The organism is Flavobacterium selenitireducens (genome assembly GCF_014748335.1).
GTDB classification, from domain to species: Bacteria; Bacteroidota; Bacteroidia; order Flavobacteriales; family Flavobacteriaceae; genus Flavobacterium; species Flavobacterium selenitireducens.
Genome location: NZ_JAAVIY010000010.1, coordinates 87,649 through 109,976, shown reverse-complemented (window position 1 = coordinate 109,976; position 22,328 = coordinate 87,649). Strand labels below are relative to the sequence as shown.

The window sequence follows — 22,328 nt, the reverse complement described above, 5'->3', positions numbered from 1 at the left end:
GGCGCTTCGCGCCGCCCCGAACCTAAAGGATTTCCACTTCCATCCCTAACGCATCCCCAAATCACTTACTACCGATTCCACAATATAAAATCGCCGTTTTACGAAATCACGAAAAAACTCGTGAACATTTTCCGAATTTCCAAAATACATCGTTTTCGCCTTTTAAAATATCGTTCCGAACACACCCATTTCGCTATATTTGTAGCTGTGCCATTTCAGGCCGGATTTACAAACCAACAACCGAGGCGCAGCCAAACAATATGGAACGCCGCGAAATAAAATTCCAATAATGTCAGATAAAGCAAAAATCCTCTACACCATCACGGACGAGGCCCCAATGCTCGCGACACATTCTCTGCTTCCCATTGTCAAAGCCTTTACGGCCCCGGCAGGGATTTCGGTAGAAACACGCGACATTTCATTAGCCGGCAGGATCATCTCCAACCTATCCGATTATCTCAAAGAAGACCAACGCATCAGCGATGACCTCTCCGAACTCGGACAACTCGCCACGACTCCCGAAGCCAACATCATAAAATTGCCCAACATCTCCGCTTCGGTTCCACAATTGAAAGAAGTGATAAAGGAACTTCAATCGAAGGGATACGCCCTACCCGATTATCCCGAAGATCCAAAAACAGAAGACGAGAAAGCCATCAAGGCCAAATACGCAAAAGTGTTGGGATCGGCTGTAAATCCTGTACTTCGCGAAGGCAACTCAGACCGTCGCGCGCCAAGAGCGGTAAAGAATTACGCCAAAAGCCATCCACATTCGATGGGCGCCTGGTCGCAAGATTCCAAAACCCATGTGGCCAGCATGGAATCAGGTGATTTCTATGCGAGTGAAAAATCGGTAACGGTAGGCCAGGCCGATACGTTTGCGATCCGATTCTTCGGAAACGACGGGTCAGAAAAAGAACTCAAAGCCGCCGCCAAACTCAGCGCCGGCGAAATCATCGATTCATCCGTACTGAGCCTCTCTGCCTTGAAAGATTTTGTCGCTAAGGAAATTGAAGATGCGAAATCGAAAAATGTGCTGTTTTCTGTCCACTTGAAAGCCACGATGATGAAAGTTTCCGATCCTATTATTTTCGGAGCCATAGTCGAAGTCTTCTTCAAAGACGTTTTCGCCAAATACGAATCTCTTTTCGCCAAACTTGGTATCGATACCAAAAACGGGCTCGGCGATGTCTACGCTAAAATCTCCGGGCAACCCGAACAAGCCGAAGTCGAAGCGGCCCTGAGCCAAGCCATCGAGAACGGCCCGGCGATCGCCATGGTCAATTCCGAAAAGGGCATTACAAACCTCCACGTTCCATCGGACGTCATCGTCGACGCTTCTATGCCGGCCATGATCCGTACCTCCGGACAAATGTGGGACAAGGCAGGCAAACAACAAGATACCAAAGCCATTATCCCGGACCGTTGTTACGCCGGAGTTTACGTCGCGACAATAGACGATTGCAAGAAAAATGGTGCGTTCGACCCGAAAACGATGGGTTCTGTTCCAAACGTCGGGCTCATGGCGCAAAAAGCCGAAGAATATGGCTCCCACGATAAAACATTCCAGGCTGAAGCAGACGGGACGATAAAAGTAATCAACGCCAATGGCGAGGTTTATTTCGAGCAAAATGTCCAAAAAGGCGACATCTTCCGTATGTGCCAAACCAAAGATGCCCCAATCAAGGATTGGGTGAAACTCGCCGTAAACCGCGCTAGGTTGTCTGACACGCCTGCGATTTTCTGGCTGGACGACAAACGGGCCCACGATCGCGAAATCATCAAAAAAGTAAACGAATACCTTCAGGATTTCGACACGGACGGCCTCGACATCCAGATTCTGGACCCGGTCGCCGCGACCAAATTTTCGCTTGACAGGATACGCAAGGGACAGGACACGATCTCGGTGACCGGAAACGTCCTTCGCGATTACCTGACGGACCTCTTCCCTATCCTCGAGCTCGGAACTTCGGCAAAAATGCTTTCCATCGTTCCGTTGATGAACGGAGGCGGCCTCTTCGAAACCGGAGCCGGCGGTTCTGCCCCAAAACACGTCGAACAATTTTTGGAAGAAGGTTATCTCCGTTGGGATTCGCTGGGTGAATTTCTCGCCTTGGGCGTTTCCCTCGAGCACTTGGGCCAGACGCAAAACAATGCAAAGGCGCTGGTGTTATCTGAAGCTTTGGACAGCGCGAATGAAAAATTCCTCGAAAACGACAAATCACCTGCAAGAAAAGTAGGCGAAATCGACAACCGCGGCTCTCACTTTTACCTGGCGTTGTATTGGGCCCAGGCGTTAGCCGCTCAAAACAAAGATGCCGATCTCAAGAAAATTTTTGAGCCCGTGGCAAAACGTTTGACCGAAGACGAATCCAGGATCAATGCGGAACTTATCAGCGCCCAGGGCAAACCTCAGCAAATCGGCGGCTATTACAAGCCAGATGCCGAACTGACGGCCAAGGCGATGCGACCGAGTCAAACGTTCAACGATGCACTGGCGTCAATCCAATAATCCACAAAAGGCTGTCTTCGGGCAGCCTTAATTTTTTCTTAACGTTTTCAATACGTCAAAATCAGTAGGTTTGCAGCCAATCAATCATCAATCAATTATGAAACGACAATTCACACTGTGGATTCTCGGGTTATTTCTTGCGGTCTGCCATGACCTCAGCGCCCAGCAATTTACGATCTCGGGAACCATTTCCGACCAAAACACGAACGAGACGCTCATCGGCGCAAGCGTATTCATCGTCGAGACCAACAGAGGTTTGGTCACCAATGAATACGGTTTTTACTCCGTCACGCTTCCCGCCGGCACTTACACGCTAAAAATCAGTTATTACGGTTTTTCGGATTTTACAGAAACCGTCGTCCTCGATCGAAACGTCCGCAAAAACGTAACGATGGCGGCCTCTAGCCAAGAGTTGACCGAAGTTATCGTCGAGGCCAATACGCCACGGGCAAATATTCGAAAGCCCGAAATGAGCGTCAACAAGCTTACCGTGGCCGAAATAAAGAAAATGCCTGTGGTCATGGGCGAAGTGGACGTCCTGAAATCGATTTTACAACTTCCCGGTGTGACCAACGCGGGAGAAGGTGCATCCGGTTTCAACGTTCGCGGCGGGGCTGCTGACCAGAACCTCATACTACTCGACGAAGCGACGGTTTACAATTCGTCCCATCTTTTCGGATTTTTCTCGGTGTTCAATTCGGATGTCATCAAAGACCTCAAGTTATACAAAGGCGGTATTCCGGCCCGTTTCGGCGGACGCGTTTCCTCCGTTCTCGACATTTACCAAAAGGAAGGAAACAATAGAGAATTCCATGCCAGCGGCGGAATCGGCGTCATATCGAGCCGGTTGCTCGCCGAAGGTCCTATCGTGAAAGAAAAAGGCTCGTTTCTGGTTGCCGGACGCGCTTCTTACGCTCATCTTTTCCTGAAGTTGACCGACAACGAAAACTCGGCTTATTTCTACGACCTCAATACCAAGCTCAGTTATTCGCTGAACGACAACAACAAATTGTTCCTTTCCGGATATTTCGGTCGCGACAACTTCCGCATCAACGAAAATTTTGAGAATACCTATGGGAATTCCGTACTGAATTTGCGTTGGAATCATTTATTTTCCGACAAGCTGTTCACGAATCTTTCGATGATCTACAGCGATTATTATTATGGTTTGCAACTTGACTACATCGGGTTCAAATGGGATTCCGGAATTAAGAATTTCAATCTGAAATACGATTTCAAGCATTACCTCAACAACGATTTCAAGCTCTTTTACGGATTGAACGCAATTTACTACGACTTCAATCCCGGCGAAATCATGCCTTCGGGTTCAAATTCTCCGATAAATCCGCGCAAGCTGGAGCAAAAATATGCCGTCGAACCCGCACTTTATCTCGAAGCAGAGCAAACCTTGACCGACCGGATCACCGTGAATTACGGCCTGCGTTACAGCATGTTTTACCGAATGGGTTCCCAAACCCTGAACGTTTATGCCGACAACCGCCCGGTCATATTCGACAACATGCTTAAAATTTACGAAAAAGCAGATCCGATAGGCACGCGCAGTTACGGGCGAGGCGAAACCATAGCCGATTTCAACAATCTTGAACCTCGCGCCTCGGTTGCTTTCCAGATCAACGATGACCAATCGGTAAAAGCGAGTTACAACAGGATGGCGCAATACCTCCACCTGATCTCGAACACGTCTTCGCCTACGCCTCTCGACGTCTGGGCGCCAAGCGACGATTACCTGAAACCACAGTTGCTCGACCAATATGCGCTGGGCTATTTCCGGAATTTCAAAAACGACGCTTACTCGCTCGAGGCGGAAGTGTTCTACAAGACCATGAAAAACCGTGTCGACTATATCGACGGAGCGGACCTCATCGCCAACGAAGCCATCGAACAGGTCGTGCTTCCCGGAAAAGCGCGCGCATACGGGCTTGAACTGCTCGTGCGCAAGAACAGTGGCAGGCTCAACGGCTGGATTTCCTACACCTTGTCGCGCTCCGAACAGCAAACGCCGGGACGCGACGCTTCCGAGCCGGGAATCAACAATGGCCAATGGTATAAAACCGGTTATGACAAACTGCACAATCTTGCCGTGACGGCGTCGTATGACCTGACCACAAAATGGACATTCGGAGCCAATTTTGCACTCCAGTCTGGCCAGCCGGTAACGTATCCGAACGGCTATTACGAATATCAGGGCATCAAGATCCCTAGCTACGGCCTGAGAAACGAGAACCGTCTTCCGGCCTATCATCATTTGGATATTTCGGCTACCTACGTTCCGAAACCCGAAAAGAAGAAAGGTTGGCAGAGCGAGTGGGTATTCAGCGTTTACAATTTGTATAATCGCATGAATTCCGCGTCGATCTCTTTTAGGCAGAACGAGGATACGGGTCAGAACGAAGCGGTCCGCCTCTCTATTTTCGGGATGATCCCGAGCGTTACGTACAATTTTAAATTCTAGGCCATGAAAAAAATAAGCGCACTTTTTATACTGTTATCCATTCTGTTTTACGGATGTGAGGAAGTCGTGGAGGTCGATCTCAGTACCCAGAAACCAAGGCTCGTCATCGACGCCGGGATCGATTGGACAAAAGGAACCGACGGCAGCCAGCAAACCATACGCCTTACCACGACAACGGCTTATTACGACCCGAATGTGCCGCCCGTGACGGGAGCCACCGTGTTCGTCACTGATGCCAACGGACAGGTCTTTGACTTTGTGGAATCGATTGGAACGGGCAACTACATTTGCGACAATTTCATACCGGAAATCGGCCTTTCGTATACGCTTACCGTCATCCATCAAGGGCAGACGTATACGGCCCAGGAAAACCTGGTCGGCGTACCTGGCATCACTGACATCGTACAGACGAATGACGGCGGTTTCCTCGGCGAGGACATTGAGCTCCGCTACTATTACCAGGACGATCCCAATAGCGAGAATTATTACCTCGAACGCGAAGACGCCCCGGTGGTTCCGTATCCGGATTTCAGCCCTTCATCGGACGAATTCTCCAACGGCAACCTATCGTTCGGCATTTTCAGCCACGAGGATCTCGAAGCGGGCGATGTGATTGACATCCGACTTTACGGCATCACCAAACGCTATTTCGAATACATGGAAAAACTGCTTTCGGTAGCCGGAGGCGGCGGGCCTTTCGGAACGTCTCCGGCAACGGTTCGCGGAAACATCGTCAACCAGGCTGAAGAATCCAATTATGCGTTGGGCTATTTCCGGTTGGCCGAAGTGGACCGCCGACAGGTAGTGATCGAATAGATTTTCGTCGATTGCGTTAAAACTGCCGGAGAAAACTGTCATAATTACAGTTTCGCAAATAAATTCGTAAAAATCGTACAAAACACGCTGTTTTGAGGAGATTGCGATTGGTATCGGACGCAAAAAAAAGTACCTTGCGAGACTCTAAAAATCACCGTCTTTGAAACCAACCGTTTTCATTGCGCTTCTCTTATTGCTTGTCGCCGATGCTTACGCCCAACTCGGATTTTGTTTGGGAAGCAAAGGCGATCCTGTGTTTACCGAAGATTTCGGCACGGGAACTGGCTTTGGCCCTGCCCTTCCGGCCGGGACGACATCCTACGCATTTGTCTCAGGCGTCCCCGATGACGGGCAATATACGCTGAGCAATACGACGGGGATGAACGGCAACTGGGTAAGCCGTCAGGATCGCACGCCAGGAGACACGAACGGCAAGGCGCTCATCGTCAATGCCAGTTTCACGGCCGGCGAATTTTACCGTCGCGAAGTCAACGGCCTTTGCGTAAATACCACTTTTGAATTTTCAGCCTGGCTCATAAACGCCTACAATCCGTCGAGCAATGCCTGCGGCGGTACCGGAATCCCCATCAACGTCAGGTTCCAGATTTGGGATCAGACCGAGACACAGCTACTTAAGGAAGGCGACACGGGAGACATTCCGGGTTCGGCAAACGCGGACTGGGTCCAATATGGCATGACGTTCACCGTTTTGCCGGGCCAGACCTCCGTTGTGCTCAAAATGCTCAACAACGGTGCTGGCGGATGCGGGAACGATCTTGCGATTGACGACATAGCGTTTCGTTCTTGCGGCGATGTGGCCTCGGTTACCTCGGGCGCGAGTGCCGTCGTGGAGGCTTGCAACAACGAGCTTCCTGCCCAACTAAACCTCCAGCTTAACATTTCAGGATCGAACCCTCACGTTTTTCAATGGCAATCCAGTTTTGACGGGACGACGTACACGGACATTCCCGGTGAGACAACCGCTGGCTACATGACGCCTCCAATGACGACTTCCCAATATTTTCGGGTCAAGATTGCCGAAGACATCGCCAATATGAACAACCCGTATTGTTATACGTTGTCGGACAGCTTCCATTTCTTTGTGCTTCCCCAACCTGCGAATCCTACGAACCCTACCAACATCGCGGCGTGTGCCAATGATGTGTCCATACCTATTTTGTCGGTTACGGTTCCGGCGGGAACGACCGTCAATTGGTACGATGCGGCGAGCGGAGGCAATCTTCTCGTTGCGAACAGCGTAAACTACCAAACCGACGTGGCAGGAACCTACTATGCCGAAGCCGTCAACGGCCCGTGCAAAAGCCCGTCCAGGACGCCTGCCACCTTGACGCTCTATCCGGCTCCTCAATTCCCGGCGACACCCGAACCTATCATCGAAATCTGCGATGGTAGCGCGGCCGTCCTGAGAGCGGGCATTCCGGCGATAAGCTACAACTGGCAACCGGGAGGCGCGACGACACCATCCATTTCGGTGACCAACGCCGGGATTTACACTCTGACGGTCACATCGGCCAACGGCTGCAGCGCGACACGCGACTTTGGCGTGATCGTACATCGCGCGCCCGAGATCGCAAGCGTTTCCAACCAAGGCTCGACGGTAACGGTAACGACAACGTACACGGGCAGTTTTGAATATTCGCTCGACGGATTTTTCTGGCAGCAGTCCAATGTCTTTGAAAATGTCGAAGGCGGGATGATTACGGTCTATGTGCGCGACATTTACGATTGTGGAGGCGATTCCGAAAATTTCCTATTGGTGCTTCCTCCCGCCTATTTTACTCCGAATGGCGACGGTTACAACGACGTTTTTACGATCCGCGGCATCGAATTGACAATGGCGTCCAAGGTAGCGATCTTCGACCGTTACGGAAAATTCATCAAAATGCTCACGCCTGCCGATACTTTCTGGGACGGTACGCTCAACGGCAAGCCGGCTCCAGCTACGGATTATTGGTTCCGCGGGACATTTGATTCGGGCAAGGAAGTACGCGGCCACTTTTCGCTTAAGCGATAAATCCGTAATTTCGCGAACTAATTTCGGCCACGACCAATATGTCATCACACCACATTGTACGCGACGACCAGGAACCCGCATTGATCATTGCAAACGGGGAAGCCTGCTCCATGGAATTGCTGAACCAGCTTCTTGAATGGTCGCCTTTGGTCATTGTGCTGGATTCGGCTATGGACCGCGTGGCGCCGTTGGGCATCAAAGTCGACGTTTTGCTCGGCGATTTCGACCGAGGCTTTGATCCCGTCATTCACGACAATTATCAATATCCGATAGAAATCGTTTACACGCCCGACCAGGACAAAACCGATCTCGAGAAAGCCTTCGATTATCTCGTAGACCGCGGAATACCGGCGGCAAACGTGGTTTGGGCCACTGGACGTCGGGCCGATCACAGCATCGCCAACATGACCAATATCGTCCGCCATAAAAACGAACTCAAGATCGTGGTGCTTGACGATAATTCCAAGATTTACAGGCTTCCGGAACGATTCCAGAAATGGTATACGGCGGGCACGGTGATTTCGTTGATTCCCGTGGGAACGGTCACGGGCATCTCGTCCGAAAACCTCGAATACGAGCTTGACGACGACACGCTCCAAATCGGTTATCGCGTAGGCAACAGCAACAGCGCAAAAAAAGACGGAACCGTCACGATCTCATACAAGACCGGCGATCTTTTGATGATGGAATGTTTCGATTGACGGTAAATTAACGTTTCCTTCTGAGCTTTGCAGTTGGCGCTTTGTCGGTTATGGATTACTTTTGGAAGAAACCTTTCTCATGCGAAAACCCGACATCCGCATCGTTGACAAAACATTGCTTTCGGATAACCATTATTTACTCCACAAGTTCACTTACGAATATGCCGATGGCGAAATGACCGAGCGGCACCAACGCGAAGTTTACGACCGTGGCAACGGCGCTGCGGTGCTTTTGTACAACAAGGACTATGGCAACGTGGTGTTGATCGCACAATTCCGGCTTCCGACCTATCTCAACGGCAATCCGACGGGAATGATGATCGAGGCTTGCGCCGGACTCGTCGAAGAAGACGATCCCGCCGGCACGGTAATACGCGAGGCGATAGAGGAAACAGGCTACCATATCGAAAAGGTCGAAAAAGCGTTTTCCGCTTATATGTCGCCCGGAGCCGTGACCGAAATCCTGCATTGTTATGTGGCGGAATATACGAAGGAAATGAAGCTCAGCCAAGGCGGCGGACTGGCATCTGAAAATGAAAACATCCAGGTGCTCGAGATGCCGTTTGAAAAGGCGCTCCAGATGGTAAAGGATTCCGAAATCACGGACGCCAAGACGATCATGTTGTTGCAATACGCTCAGATTAACCGGCTTTTGGGATAAGCATCTGTTAATTTAAGCACGCCCGATTGCTATTTTCCCTTACTTTTATGCTATGAAATTTCAGGTAGTTTCCGATTACAAGCCCACGGGCGATCAACCGCAAGCCATTGAAAAACTGGCTCAGGGCGTCAATAACGGCGAGCGTTACCAAACCCTTTTGGGCGTTACCGGTTCCGGTAAGACTTTCACTATGGCCAACGTCATCGAAAGAGTCGAACGCCCGACTTTGGTGCTGGCACACAACAAGACGCTGGCCGCCCAATTGTACTCCGAATTCAAGCAGTTCTTCCCGAACAACGCAGTCGAATATTTCGTTTCATATTACGATTATTACCAACCCGAGGCATTTATCCCGGTCACGGGAACCTATATCGAAAAAGACCTGGCGATCAACGAAGAGTTGGAAAAGATGCGGCTCAGCACGACATCTGCTTTGCTCTCCGGCCGCCGCGACATCATCGTGGTGTCCTCGGTTTCGTGCCTTTACGGAATCGGGAATCCGGTCGAATTCCAAAAGAACGTCATTTCGATAGCCAGAGGCGAGGCGATTTCAAGGACAAAATTGCTGCACCGCCTCGTCCAAAGTCTTTATGCGCGCACCGAAGCCGATTTCACGCCGGGCACGTTCCGCATCAAAGGAGATACGGTAGAAGTGTTTCCGAGCTATGGGGACGAACCGTTCCGCATCCACTTTTTCGGGGATGAGATCGAGGAAATCGAAGCGTTCGATGCCAAGACGTCGAAAGTGTTGGAGAAATATTCGCGTCTGAACATCTATCCGGCCAATATGTTCGTGACTTCGCCCGACGTGTTGCACAGCGCGATTTGGGACATTCAACAAGATTTGGTCAAACAGGTCGATTATTTCAAGTCGATCGGGAAACACCTCGAGGCCAAACGACTTGAGGAACGCACGAATTTCGACCTCGAAATGATACGCGAACTCGGCTATTGTTCCGGGATAGAAAATTATTCGCGCTACCTCGACCGGCGTTTGCCGGGTACGCGGCCATTCTGCCTTCTCGATTATTTCCCGAGCGATTTCCTTATGGTCGTGGACGAAAGCCATGTCACGATTTCACAGGTTTCTGCAATGTACGGAGGCGACCGCTCGCGCAAGGAAAATTTGGTCGAATATGGTTTCCGATTGCCCGCCGCCATGGACAACCGACCGCTTAAGTTCGACGAATTCGAGGCGTTGCAGAATCAGGTCGTCTATGTTTCGGCTACACCGGCCGATTACGAAATGCAGAAATCAGAAGGGATTTACGTCGAACAAATCATTCGCCCGACTGGACTTTTGGACCCTGTCATCGAGGTGCGCCCGAGCAAGGACCAGATCGACGACCTTATCGAAGAAATCCAGCAGCGCGTCGAGCTGGACGAACGCACGCTCGTGACGACCCTGACCAAGCGCATGGCGGAAGAGCTCACAAAATATCTGACGAAAGTCAACATTCGCTGCCGTTATATCCATTCCGAGGTAGACACACTCGAACGCGTCGAGATCATGCAGGATTTGCGCAAGGGATTGTTCGACGTACTGATTGGCGTAAACCTGTTGCGCGAAGGTTTGGATTTGCCGGAAGTTTCGCTCGTAGCCATTCTCGATGCCGACAAGGAAGGGTTCCTGAGAAGCAACCGATCGCTTACGCAGACGGTGGGTCGCGCGGCGCGAAACGTCAACGGAAAGGCCATTATGTATGCCGACGTCATCACCAATTCCATGCAACGCACGATAGACGAAACCAACTACCGTCGCGAAAAGCAAATGGATTACAACCGGGCGCACAACCTCGAACCAAAAGCGCTCAAGAAGAGTCTTGATAACGCGCTGGCCAAGAACTCGGTTTCGACGAAATACGTGGCTAACCAGGCGGCGAAAGCATCGGAGCCCGAACCGAAATACCTCTCCAAGACAGATGCCGACAAAAAGATCCGGGAATTGCGCAAAGCCATGGAAAAGGCAGCGAAGGAACTCGATTTCATGCAGGCCGCCAAGCTTAGGGACGAAATCAAAACACTTCAGGACAACCTCGCATGATTCTCACTAAACATCAAAACTCAATATAAAAACACTGCTTTGCCTGGTATTTGTGCTCGTCTCGACGATAAGTTTCGGGCAGATCCGCAACGCGACGAATTCAGCAGAGGCGAGAAAAACCGCCTTAGAAGATATCGCATCAAAAAAAGCGCTTCTTTACCTGCAAGGCGGGTTCGCTCCCATCGCCTATTCCCAGCCGCATAAAGGCGTTTGAGAAAAGATATGGCGTGAAATTCCACGATTTCGGACGTGTTCCCGATAAAAAAATCGTCTCGGCCTACAACAGTGTCGTTTTGGATCATCTTCAAAAAAGTTCGGAAACGGCTGGCGAAGCGAAATCCGCACCGAAGTAATCGGGCTCACTGAATATCTGGCAAAGAAAAAATCCTGATTTTCGCCACTCCCAAAATTCCCGATCTCGACACTTCATCAATTCGCTAAATTCGCTAGCTAATCGCTAATCGACTAATCGACTAATTATGCTGTTCCCGAAAAATCTCAAAAACCAAATTCGGATCGAGAATCTTAAATTCTGATTCCTTCATGAGGCCGAGAATTCGCTTGGTCGCATTTGGGCTCAAACCCATGTCGATCGCAATCTGGTTGATGGCCGCCTGCTCGCGTTCGTGAATTTCCCCGTCGATATGCATGAGCAGCGCCAGCCGGTAAAACTGATGGATGCGTTGGGCCTCCGATTTGATTACATGAGGCCTTGGTTCCTGGTGGAAAAGATCGTCAAAAGCCTGCTTTTCGATACGCAATTCCTGGGCGATAAGCGAAAGCAATTGGTATTCCCTTGCGTCGAGCTTGCCGTCGACGACCGAAAATTGTATCATGTCCATCAGCAGTCCCAGTTTTTCTTCGTATTTGTCCATCGAAATCGTACTTTGCGCTAAAATACCCATTTTGGGCGAAATTTTCCCGAACATGCGTTTACAACTTTTGCTTTTTTTCTTGTTTCCGATATTCGCTTCCGGCCAAACGACGGCGTCCGCTCAGGTTACGACAGTCGAAATCCCGTCGCCTCAATTGGGCGTCACAAAAAAAATATGGATATGGTTGCCCGCCGATTACGATCGCTCGACGCAAAAGTATCCCGTGTTATATATGCACGATGCCCAAAATCTTTTCGACGCCAAAACCTCGTTTGCAGGCGAATGGAACGTCGATGAATCATTGGAGAAGCTCGACTCCAGGATCATCGTCGTGGGGATAGCGCACGGCAACGACAAACGCCTCGACGAACTCACGCCGTTTCCTCACGAAAAATACAAAGGCGGTCAGGCCGACGCTTATCTCGATTTTATCGTCTCTACGCTGAAACCCGAAATCGACAAGCGCTACCGAACGAAAAAAGACGTTCAAAATACGGCGATCATGGGCAGTTCACTTGGCGGCCTGGTTTCATTCTATGCTGTTTTAAAATACCCGAAAGTATTTGGCAAGGCAGGCGTCTTTTCGCCTTCGTTTTGGTTCTCGGACAAAATTTATGATTTTACCGATGGCGTTTCAAGCCTGAAGGGAAAACGGTTTTACTTTCTATGTGGAAACAGGGAAGACGATAAAATGGTGGGCGACATGCTCAAGATGGTATCGAAAGTCGTCGAAAAAGGCGCAGAAACCACAGAAAAGATCGTCGATGGAGGCGAACACAACGAAAAGTTATGGAGGGAAAACTTCCAGAGAGCTTACGAATGGCTGTTCGTCAAAAACTGACAGGCGCGAGAATCGAGCATTCAGTTGAGGCTGTCGAAGCATAACGCGGCGGACTAAAAGCGGACAGCCCGATGCGGCCGAAAAAAATAACGTACCTTTGGCCATGCGTTTCCAGCGCCGAACGCCACAAAAATTGATACTATGAACAACAACGATATTTTCAAAAAACTACGTGTAGCGCTTCAACTGCGCGACGATCAAATCGTAGAAATCCTTGAACTTGTGGATTTCAGGATTTCAAAAGGTGAGATCGGGAACTTTTTCAGGAACGAGGATCACGAAAAGTTCGTTTCGTGCGGCGACCAGGTGTTGCGCAACTTCCTTAACGGACTCGTCATCCATTTGCGGGGCACGAAAGATGATCCAAAAGTCCCAATGGAAGTAATTGCCGGACACAAAGCCCCGCAACAACCGAAAGCCGAAACCTCGTTCAAAGCCGTCCGAAAGGCGCCGGCCAAGGGCGTGAGTCCGAACAAAACAGTTTCAAAGGATGCATCTGCAAAAAAACCAGGTAAGAATTTTTCCCCAAAGAGAAAAGAAGTTAGCCCGGTGGAAAGAGTGAAATATACGATCAAAAAGAAATGATCGTAATCGAAATAATGAAAAAAGCGCCTTCGTCAATACGGGCGCTTTTTTGCTTCTGCTTATTTTGGATTATATTTGGATGATGCGTCCTTAGCGCATTCACACTATCATGAATTACATTACACGACTTGCGTTGATACTTTTCGTTTCGGTTACGGCATTTGCCCAAAAGACCGAATACGCACTCGAAAAAAACATTGCCTATTACGCCACTGCTCCCGACGCTTACGCCAAAGAGCGCTGCGTTTTGGATTTATATTATCCGAAAAACACAAAGGATTTTGCGGTTATCGTATGGTTTCACGGAGGCGGTTTGACCGGAGGCGACAAAGAAATCCCACAGGCGTTGAAAGACAAAGGCTATGCGATATTGGGCGTCGGATACCGATTGAGCCCGAAAGTCAAGGCCGAAAACTGCATAGAAGACGCGGCTGCGGCCATTGCCTGGACATTTCAAAACATTTCAAAATACGGCGGAAGCGACAAAAAGATTTTTATTTCGGGACATTCGGCCGGCGCTTACTTGGCTTCAATGGCCGTACTCGATAAGAAATGGCTGGGCAAGCACGGCATCGACGCCAACCGCATCGCCGGGGCCATTCCGTTCAGCGGACAGATGATCACCCACTTTACCGCGCGACAGGAAAAAGGATTTAAGGAAAAGCAACCCACGATCGACGATATGGCTCCATTGTTTCACGTAAGGGCCGACGCCCCGCCTATGTTGCTCATCACAGGCGATCGCGAACTCGAAATGCTGGGACGGTATGAAGAAAATGCTTACATGGCGCGTATGATGAAGCTCGTCGGGCACCAAGATACGCGACTTGTGGAGATAGGCGGCTATGGCCACATGATGGCCGATCCGGCTTATCCGTTGCTGCTCGAGGAAATGAAACGGATATTGCATCCGAAAAGTTAAATCCAACTAACCCAATCCCAGTTCGTTATGGCATCAATTATCCCTTACTTATATTTCGACGGAAAATGCGAAGAAGCCTTTGAGTTCTATCATTCCGTGCTTGGCGGCAAAATTCCGTATATCGGGCGCTATGGCGACATGCCCAAGCAAACGGACGAATACTCCGCGAACAATCTCGCCGAGGACGTCCACCGCGTGATGCACATGTCACTCGAAACAGCCGATGGCAGCCTCTTGTTGGGATCGGACGTTCCGACCAGATCAATGCCGGGATTCGAATTCACTGAAGGCAATAATGTCGCCATTTCCCTGAATGCAAACGACCGCGAACAGGCGCTTGCCTTTTTCAACGGGCTCTCGGCTGGCGGTCAGGTAACGATGCCTCTAGCCGATACGTTTTGGGGCGCTTACTTCGGGATGTGGGTAGACAAATTTGGCATCAGCTGGATGGTCAATTACGACGATCCTTCCAAAATGCCGAATTCGTGATGTCGTGCCAAAGGTTAAATAAACAAAAGCAAGTTCCCGGATACGTCCGGGATTTTTTTTGTAAAACAGTTTCCGCCGGGACAATCAATGCTTACTAAGTTTTCGGAACATTCAGTCTGTAACATTGAATATTCAGGCTAACAACGTTAAGCTATAACGTTTTCGTACAACAAGTGTTAAGATGTTGCATTTCGACGAAAAATTGTCCAAAATGCGAATATTTGGGAAATCCTTGCTAACTTTAAGTAACACTCAATCCCTAAATCTATGAATAAAACGCATTTCGAAGTCGTTGAAGACGCAGACATCCGTCTCTCCGACGCACTCGTTGACGCTGATCTTGACACATTGCGTCACTTGCTTCATCCGGAGGCGGTATATACGAATCCGCACGGGGAAGTCTTTTCCGGGGCGAAAAATCTCCCAATCAACAGTCCCGGAGTGTACCGCATCAGCCACCTGCAAACACTGGAACGCAACATTTCTTTTTTCAACTGCGTTGCAATCGTTACCGCGATCGAGAAACGAGAGGGCACATTTATGGGCATCCCATTTTCAGGACTTTACAGTACGACGCGTATGTGGAAATTCAACCGTCATTGGCAAATGATCGCTGCAACATCGGTCATCATATGAGAAAATTCTATCTTTCTTAAAAACGTCGGACGTGCGGGAACACTTTCCGAAAAACAAAAAAATCCCGGTCGCTTGACCGGGATTCCTATAATGTCGGACGTATCCTTTATATTCAATTAGGCAAGAGCCGCTTTTACCTGGTCGGCCGCTTCCTGGAACAAAACTGCCGAAAGGATAGGCATTCCCGAGTTATCGATCATTTCTTTAGCCAACTCCGCATTGGTTCCCTGCAAACGAACGATGATTGGCACTTTAATAGAATCTCCCATGTTCTTGTAAGCATCGATCACACCTTGCGCAACGCGGTCGCAACGCACGATTCCACCAAAAATATTAATTAGGATCGCCTTTACGTTCGGATCTTTCAGGATGATACGGAAAGCAGTCTCAACACGCTTGGCATCGGCCGTTCCGCCAACGTCAAGAAAGTTCGCAGGCTCGAATCCGGCATATTTGATCAAGTCCATCGTCGCCATGGCCAAACCGGCACCGTTTACCATACAACCGACGGTTCCGTCAAGGTCGACATAGTTCAAACCGGCCGCTTTCGCTTCGACTTCGATAGGATTTTCCTCGCGGATGTCGCGCATTTCAGCGAAAACCGGATGACGGAACAACGCATTGTCGTCAAGGTTTACTTTCGCGTCGACGGCGATAATTTTATTGTCGGATGTCTTCAAAACCGGGTTGATCTCGAACATCGTGGCGTCAGAACCGACGTAAGCAGCGTACAATGCCGTAACGAAACTCACCATTTCCTTGAACGCGTTGCCTGACAAGCCAAGGTTGAACGCAATGCGTCTCGCCTGGAAACCTTGAAGTCCTACGCTTGGGTCGACTTCTTCGGTAAAGATCAAATGAGGCGTTTTTTCGGCAACTTCCTCGATGTCCATGCCACCCTCGGTAGAATACATGATCATGTTGCGTCCTTTTCCGCGGTTCAAAAGTACCGACATATAGAATTCGGACGTTTCGCTTTCTCCCGGATAATACACGTCTTCAGCGATCAAAACCTTGTTTACCTTTTTCCCTTCAGGCGGCGTTTGAGGCGTGATCAATTGCATCCCGATGATCTGTTCTGCAATTTCCTCTACCTGTTGCAGGTTTTTGGCCAACTTTACACCACCGCCTTTTCCACGTCCGCCGGCGTGAACCTGGGCTTTGATGACGTGCCAACCCGTTCCGGTCTCGGCTGTGAGTTGCTTGGCGACCGCAACGGCCTCCTGAGGATTATTGGCTACATGGCCGCGCTGAACTTTGACTCCATAGCTGGCCAGGATTTCTTTTCCCTGATATTCGTGTATGTCCATAATAGGTTATTTTGTAAGGTGAGGCAAAAATAGCGATAATTGTTGATTGTTGCTTGTTCATTTGTTCATTTGTTCGTGTTCCGTTGTTCATTTAGCATCGCTGCGTTCGGCTGAGCCCCGGTGTTGGTTTGAGGCGCGCCTCCGGTGGTTTGGTGTTTGCTGGCGATCATCATTTAGGTTGGCTCCATCCGGCTGGGCGTAGACGGTCTTTGTAAAACGTTGGTTTTTTTGCGACTTTTAAACTTATCTGTAGCCAATCCGGCTGCCTGCTTCTAGCTTTTTAAAAAAAACTGTTTTTGCGGCCATTGCGAAGCGCTTCCTTCGGTCGCATCCGCAAAGGCGCAAAACGAGCGTTTTTTTTGCAAAAGGCTAACCGCGGCATCCGGGCTAAAAGTCTCGTGGATAGAAACATCCGTCTGCAACGCAACCCGTCCCACGATTTGCCATCTGACCTAAACACGCTAAATAATAAAGACATGAAAAAACTTCAATTGCTTTCACTGGCCTTGCTGCTTGCACTCTCCTATTCTTGCAAAAACGACGATGAAGGCGACAACAACACGACGCTCGAAGGCACCTGGAAACTTCGCAACGTGCAAGGCGGTTTCGGAGGCGCAAACGAGACCTTCGAACCCGGTGCCATAACCTGGACGTTCGATCTCAGCGACAGCACGGTTACGGTCGTCAACAGCCAACCCGAATCCGAATACGATTTTTTTGAGACCGGCGTTTATGACTTTTCTATGGTCACGACAGGCCAACCCGGCAACTGCAATACAAGCGCGACCATCGCCCAAACAGATTTTGGCTGCATTACGCTCAACGGAACCACACTAAAATTTTCGCAGGCAGCCGCAGACGGATTTGACATTACGTTGAAGCGGTAGTGACGAATTCACAACAAACGCTCCCGAATTTGGAAAATCCGCATTTATGCGCACGGGTTTGGCATTGCGCCGTTTGTTCGGTAAATTGCGCCGCCAATCCGGCCCGTTTACCTCGGGTCGCGGAAAAATAACGCTTTATGAAACCTACAGAACTTCTCTCTCTGGCCGACCAGTTCGGTTGCCCGCTTTACGTTTACGATGCCGCGAAAATCGAGGCACAGTACAAACGCCTGACGGACGCGTTCAATAAGGTAGACGACCTGCGCATTAATTATGCGGTCAAAGCCTTGTCGAACGTGACGATTTTGAAGTTGCTCAAAAAGTTGGGTTCCGGCCTCGACACGGTTTCGATCCAGGAGGTCGAACTCGGCCTGCACGCGGGTTTCCCTGCAGATAAGATCATCTATACGCCAAACGGCGTTTCGTTTGAAGAGATTGAGATCGCAGCCCGGCTTGGCGTTCAGATCAACATCGACAACCTTTCCGTTCTCGAGCATTTCGGGGCAAAACATCCTAAGGTTCCGGTTTGCATCCGCATCAATCCGCACGTCATGGCTGGAGGCAATTCGAATATATCGGTGGGGCACATCGACAGCAAATTCGGGATTTCGATCCATCAGATGCCCCATATTTTGCGCATTGTCGAAAATACGGGAATGCACATCAACGGCATCCACATGCACACAGGATCGGACATTCTCGATGTGGAAGTTTTTCTTTACGCAGCCGAGATCCTGTTCGAAGCCGCGACCCATTTCAAGGAATTGGACTTCCTCGATTTCGGATCCGGTTTCAAGGTGCCGTACAAAAAAGACGATATCGAAACCAATGTAGAAGAATTCGGCAAAAAACTTTCAAAGCGATTCAACGAATTCAAAAAAGAATACGGCCGTCCGCTCGCGCTGGCTTTCGAACCGGGGAAATTCCTTGTGTCCGAAGCGGGTTACTTCCTCGCAAAAGTCAATGTCGTCAAACAAACGACTTCAACGGTCTTCGCCGGAATCGACAGCGGCTTCAACCACTTGATCCGGCCGATGTTCTACGGTAGCCAGCACGCGATCGAAAATATTTCAAATCCCAAAGCGAAAGAGCGCTTCTACACCGTCGTCGGCTACATTTGCGAAACCGACACCTTTGCCACGAACCGCCGTATTTCCGAAATTCACGAAGGAGACGTTTTGGCCTTCCGCAACGCGGGTGCTTATTGCTTTTCTATGTCGTCGAACTACAACTCCCGCTTCAAACCTGCGGAAGTGTTGTGGATGGATGGCAAGGGCATCTTGATCCGGGAACGCGAAACGTTCGAAGATTTGATCAGGAACCAGGTAGAAGTGGCCATTTAAAACTGGCTGGCTTCCTGCAGATATAAATCGACGCGTTCCGTTTCCGGATTGAGCGACCTGGCTTTCTCAAGAAAACGCAGCGCTTCGGTTTTATTCCCGTTTTTCAAGTAATACAACCCGAAATTTCGGTAAACGAACGCATTGGAATCGTCGAGTCGCATCGATTTTTCGAGATCGGACAAAGCGCTTTCAAAACGTCCGGTCATGATTTTGACGTATGCCCGGTTATTGTGTGGATAAGCATAGTCGGCGTCAGCGGCAATCGCAAGAGACAAGACCGCTTCGGCTTGTTCGAACCGACCCATTTCGGCCAGCGAATACCCTTTGTTGTTGAGGCTGGTCGGATTTCCCGGTAAAAGCTCCAACGATTTGTCGTAATACGCAATGGCTTGCTCCATTTCCTCCAGACGGGAATGTGCCAGGCCCGCGTTGATATAATCGTTTGCCTCCACTTCGTCGAATTCAAGCGTTCTCTCGGCCCAACTTTTCACATTTTCATGACGTCTAAGCGCCAAGGCCGCGTACGTAAGCAACCTGAAAACGGAAATGTTTGTATAGTCAGCATTGACCAAAATGCCGAACAGATGCAATGCCCGCGCATAATCTCCTGTTTCGAAAGCCGATATTCCGTCCCGATAGATCTTTTGGAATTTTTTTTCGCGAAAAACTTGCTGCAGCTGTTTCCCGTCGTTGAAGGTCGTTGTTCCGTCCGTGAGCCGAACCGGTCTTTCGCGAGGCAACAAGTTGTAGCACGTATCAATTACGGCGATCACGAGAAATAAGAACAGCAATCCCAATGTCACGCCGCTTATCGCAAAGCGTCCGGCTGTAAAGAAAACCGCAGTTGCGATCGCTAACGGCAGCAGCGGCCCGCACAAAGTCTGGATGATCTGGTCGCGTCGGCTCATGTCCGTCGCCTCGGAACTGCACATGCCCGTATTCCACAGAAAATCGGTCGTAAACCAAATTTCCAGTTTACCTATGGAAAACCGCCGTCCTCCTTTCGTCGGAATGCCGTACGAGCCCAAAAAAATGGTCGTCTTTTGGCGCGTCAACAGCAAAGTAGGAACAGCATGCCCGATTTCATGCAGCAAGACGACGAGATTGCGCAACATCCACAATCCGAAGAAAAAATAAATTGTATCGATTGTTTTCATGTATGACTTTTCGGCAAGGCTTGGTTCCGTTCGGTTTGGTTGGTAATTTGTTCGTCTGAGGAACATAAAAAATTCGACAAATAACGAACATCAAAAATAGAAAAGCCGCTTTCCCAGGCGGCCTTTCACTTTAAACTACTATAAATTAACAACAACTTTCTTATTTCAGAATAATGAACTCGCAACGGCGGTTGATCGAGTGTTCCTGTTCGGTGCAATTGTCCCCGCATTTGATCAGCGGCAGTTCTTCTCCGTATCCTTTGGCTTTCATGCGCTTGCGTTCGATGCCTTTGTTGGCCAGATAATCAACGGCGGCATTCGCGCGTCGGTTGGCCAGGACAAGATTATAGGTATTCGTCGCACGCGTATCGGTGTGTGCTCCGAGTTCGATTTCCATCGACGGATATTTCACGAGCAAATCGTACAACGTATTGAGCACGCCCGCTGCTTCCGGCTTGATCTCCCATTTGTTCAGGTCGAAGTAGATGTTCTCCATCTGGATTTGCACCTTTCCGTCGTCACGTCTCGTGATGATTTCCTCGGCATCGTCGTAACACTCGACGAAAAGCTCGATCGTGTAGCGCATCTTGCCTTCCTCGTTCGTCGTGAATTCTTCGCTATGCGGAATGTAGAAATCCTTGACGGCCTCGATCCGATACTTTTTATTGGGCTGCGTCTTGAACACGTAGTCGGCCTTCTCACCAACGACCATGGTTCCGACGAGATTGTTGTTTTCGTCGAACAACGAGACGGTCGTCCCCGGCAACAGGTTTTTGGTATTCTTGTCGCGCACTTCGCCTTCGACCATATAACTGGCCTCGTTCTCGAACCTCACGAAGCTGTAAAGGTTGTCGGTTCCTTTGTTTCGGTTTGAGGAAAGATAACCCTTATCGGTTTTTTCGTTCACGACGTACGCAAAATCATCGGCGCTGGAATTGATGGTTTCCCCGAGGTTGACGGGTTTGTCCCATCCGGTTTCGTAATTGCGGCTGTAAAAGATATCGAGGCCGCCCATTCCCTGGTGACCGTCCGAGGCGAAATACAACACCTTTCCGTCTTCCGAAAGAAACGGAAATTGTTCTCGGTGTTTGCTGTTGATGACGTTTCCGAGATTTTGCGGCTGGCCGAGCGTTCCATCTTCGGCTACCTCCGAATAATAAATATCGAACGAGCCTTCCCCTCCGGGACGATCGCTCGAAAAATACAATCGCCTGCCGTCTTTGGACAACACCGGATGTTCGGTCGAAAACGTATTGTCGTTGATTGGGAGATCGGTCACGTTCGTCCATTTTCCTTCGACGAATTCGGCCCGCATCAAACGAAGCGTCGCAAATTTATCGTCTCCCACTTCCACTTGTTTGTCGCCGGTTCGGTTGAAATACATAAAACGTCCATCGGGAGAAAATGTAGCCGAGCTCTCATGCGTCTTGGAATTGATCTCCTTAGGAAAAGGCGTCACGCGTTTGAGTTGCTCGTTTTCGTCGACGACGGCCTCGAACAGGTCGAGATACGGTTTTTCATTCCAGGTGTAATTTCCCTGGGCTGTCCGATACGACGCAAACACCACCTTATCGCCGTTGAACGACAATCCGAAATCGCCGTTGCCGGTGTTCTTGGCCATCGGCTGGATCACATAATCATAAGGGACGTTGAACTGGAGGTTCGCCTTGAACTTTGGCGTGTCGACAGGAAAACCGAGGTAAACCGCCATCACGGAATCGGCTCGCTGGTAACTTTCGATTCCCATCAAAGCGTGGGAATATTTAAACAGGTATTCTTTATCGATACTGTCCGTTTCTTTTTTGGTCAGGTACAATTGGGCATAGGCGCGCGTGGCGTCCTTCATCATGTAATTGTTGTAGTAGCAATCACCGAGGTTTTGGAGGATTTCAACGGTAGGCTTAAGCTGCTCGTACATTTGGGCCGCCTTGAGATACGACCGCTTTTGGAACAATGCGTCGGCTTTGCGCTTGTTGGCTTTTTGGGCGACGGCAGCGGTGCTTATCAAAAGAGTCAATATGGCTAAAACTATTTTCTTCAT

At 49.7% G+C, this 22,328-nt stretch carries 19 protein-coding genes; 15 read left to right on the top strand and 4 right to left on the bottom strand.

What is annotated here, in order from left to right:
* Positions 1 to 289: 289 nt before the first annotated feature.
* The 8 genes from HC229_RS14075 to HC229_RS16790 all read left to right on the top strand — a co-directional run bounded on the left by HC229_RS14075 (position 290) and on the right by HC229_RS16790 (position 11,595).
* Complete coding sequence (locus HC229_RS14075; RefSeq protein ID WP_191021135.1) at positions 290 to 2,512, top strand: NADP-dependent isocitrate dehydrogenase; 2,223 nt, start codon at positions 290 to 292, stop codon at positions 2,510 to 2,512.
* 97 nt (positions 2,513 to 2,609) lie between these two features.
* A complete protein-coding gene (locus HC229_RS14070) occupies positions 2,610 to 4,985 on the top strand; it encodes a TonB-dependent receptor (protein WP_191021134.1) in 2,376 nt (791 codons plus the stop codon).
* 3 nt (positions 4,986 to 4,988) lie between these two features.
* Entirely contained in the window at positions 4,989 to 5,801 is an 813-nt protein-coding gene (locus HC229_RS14065; RefSeq protein ID WP_191021133.1) for a DUF4249 domain-containing protein, read from the top strand.
* 160 nt (positions 5,802 to 5,961) lie between these two features.
* Positions 5,962 to 7,836, top strand: a complete 1,875-nt coding sequence (locus HC229_RS14060; RefSeq protein ID WP_191021132.1) for a T9SS type B sorting domain-containing protein — start codon at positions 5,962 to 5,964, stop codon at positions 7,834 to 7,836.
* 38 nt (positions 7,837 to 7,874) lie between these two features.
* Positions 7,875 to 8,537 (top strand): thiamine diphosphokinase, encoded by a 663-nt coding sequence (locus HC229_RS14055; protein WP_191021131.1) that lies wholly within the window; start codon positions 7,875 to 7,877, stop codon positions 8,535 to 8,537.
* A gap of 79 nt (positions 8,538 to 8,616) precedes the next feature.
* Positions 8,617 to 9,198 carry an NUDIX domain-containing protein gene (locus HC229_RS14050; protein ID WP_191021130.1) on the top strand — a complete coding sequence of 194 codons (582 nt, stop codon included), beginning with the start codon at positions 8,617 to 8,619 and terminating at the stop codon, positions 9,196 to 9,198.
* 52 nt (positions 9,199 to 9,250) lie between these two features.
* A complete protein-coding gene (gene uvrB / locus HC229_RS14045; RefSeq protein WP_191021129.1) occupies positions 9,251 to 11,242 on the top strand; it encodes an excinuclease ABC subunit UvrB in 1,992 nt (663 codons plus the stop codon).
* Between the two features lie 131 nt (positions 11,243 to 11,373).
* Positions 11,374 to 11,595, top strand: coding sequence for an FEKKY domain-containing protein (locus tag HC229_RS16790; RefSeq protein WP_456298488.1), 222 nt, complete (start codon positions 11,374 to 11,376; stop codon positions 11,593 to 11,595).
* 120 nt (positions 11,596 to 11,715) lie between these two features.
* On the opposite strand, the gene HC229_RS14040 is transcribed toward HC229_RS16790, so the two are convergent.
* The gene (locus HC229_RS14040; protein ID WP_223845621.1) at positions 11,716 to 12,147 is read right to left on the bottom strand and encodes an excinuclease ABC subunit B; all 432 of its coding nucleotides are present in this window, start codon (positions 12,145 to 12,147) and stop codon (positions 11,716 to 11,718) included.
* Between the two features lie 22 nt (positions 12,148 to 12,169).
* Here HC229_RS14040 and HC229_RS14035 point away from each other — a divergent pair, with 22 nt between their 5' ends.
* From HC229_RS14035 to HC229_RS14015, 5 genes are all read left to right on the top strand, one after another.
* Positions 12,170 to 12,958 carry an alpha/beta hydrolase gene (locus HC229_RS14035; protein ID WP_191021128.1) on the top strand — a complete coding sequence of 263 codons (789 nt, stop codon included), beginning with the start codon at positions 12,170 to 12,172 and terminating at the stop codon, positions 12,956 to 12,958.
* Between the two features lie 141 nt (positions 12,959 to 13,099).
* The gene (locus HC229_RS14030; RefSeq protein ID WP_191021127.1) at positions 13,100 to 13,543 is read left to right on the top strand and encodes a DUF1456 family protein; all 444 of its coding nucleotides are present in this window, start codon (positions 13,100 to 13,102) and stop codon (positions 13,541 to 13,543) included.
* A gap of 109 nt (positions 13,544 to 13,652) precedes the next feature.
* Entirely contained in the window at positions 13,653 to 14,465 is an 813-nt protein-coding gene (locus tag HC229_RS14025) for an alpha/beta hydrolase (protein WP_191021126.1), read from the top strand.
* 27 nt (positions 14,466 to 14,492) lie between these two features.
* Positions 14,493 to 14,954, top strand: a complete 462-nt coding sequence (locus HC229_RS14020; RefSeq protein WP_191021125.1) for a VOC family protein — start codon at positions 14,493 to 14,495, stop codon at positions 14,952 to 14,954.
* Between the two features lie 267 nt (positions 14,955 to 15,221).
* Complete coding sequence (locus HC229_RS14015) at positions 15,222 to 15,590, top strand: nuclear transport factor 2 family protein (RefSeq protein ID WP_191021124.1); 369 nt, start codon at positions 15,222 to 15,224, stop codon at positions 15,588 to 15,590.
* Between the two features lie 116 nt (positions 15,591 to 15,706).
* Here HC229_RS14015 and sucC read toward each other — a convergent pair whose 3' ends face one another.
* Positions 15,707 to 16,900, bottom strand: coding sequence for an ADP-forming succinate--CoA ligase subunit beta (sucC, locus tag HC229_RS14010; RefSeq protein WP_191021123.1), 1,194 nt, complete (start codon positions 16,898 to 16,900; stop codon positions 15,707 to 15,709).
* Positions 16,901 to 17,376: 476 nt separating this feature from the next.
* Here sucC and HC229_RS14005 point away from each other — a divergent pair, with 476 nt between their 5' ends.
* Both HC229_RS14005 and lysA read left to right on the top strand, forming a co-directional pair.
* On the top strand, positions 17,377 to 17,787 hold the full coding sequence (locus HC229_RS14005; protein ID WP_191021122.1) for a hypothetical protein: 411 nt from the start codon (positions 17,377 to 17,379) through the stop codon (positions 17,785 to 17,787).
* A gap of 137 nt (positions 17,788 to 17,924) precedes the next feature.
* Positions 17,925 to 19,130 (top strand): diaminopimelate decarboxylase, encoded by a 1,206-nt coding sequence (gene lysA, locus HC229_RS14000; protein WP_191021121.1) that lies wholly within the window; start codon positions 17,925 to 17,927, stop codon positions 19,128 to 19,130.
* Here lysA and HC229_RS13995 read toward each other — a convergent pair.
* Together HC229_RS13995 and HC229_RS13990 are read right to left on the bottom strand one after the other, a co-directional pair.
* Positions 19,127 to 20,287, bottom strand: coding sequence for a tetratricopeptide repeat protein (locus tag HC229_RS13995; protein ID WP_191021120.1), 1,161 nt, complete (start codon positions 20,285 to 20,287; stop codon positions 19,127 to 19,129). The genes lysA and HC229_RS13995 overlap by 4 nt on opposite strands.
* Before the next feature lie 160 nt (positions 20,288 to 20,447).
* The gene (locus HC229_RS13990) at positions 20,448 to 22,328 is read right to left on the bottom strand and encodes an OmpA family protein (RefSeq protein ID WP_191021119.1); all 1,881 of its coding nucleotides are present in this window, start codon (positions 22,326 to 22,328) and stop codon (positions 20,448 to 20,450) included.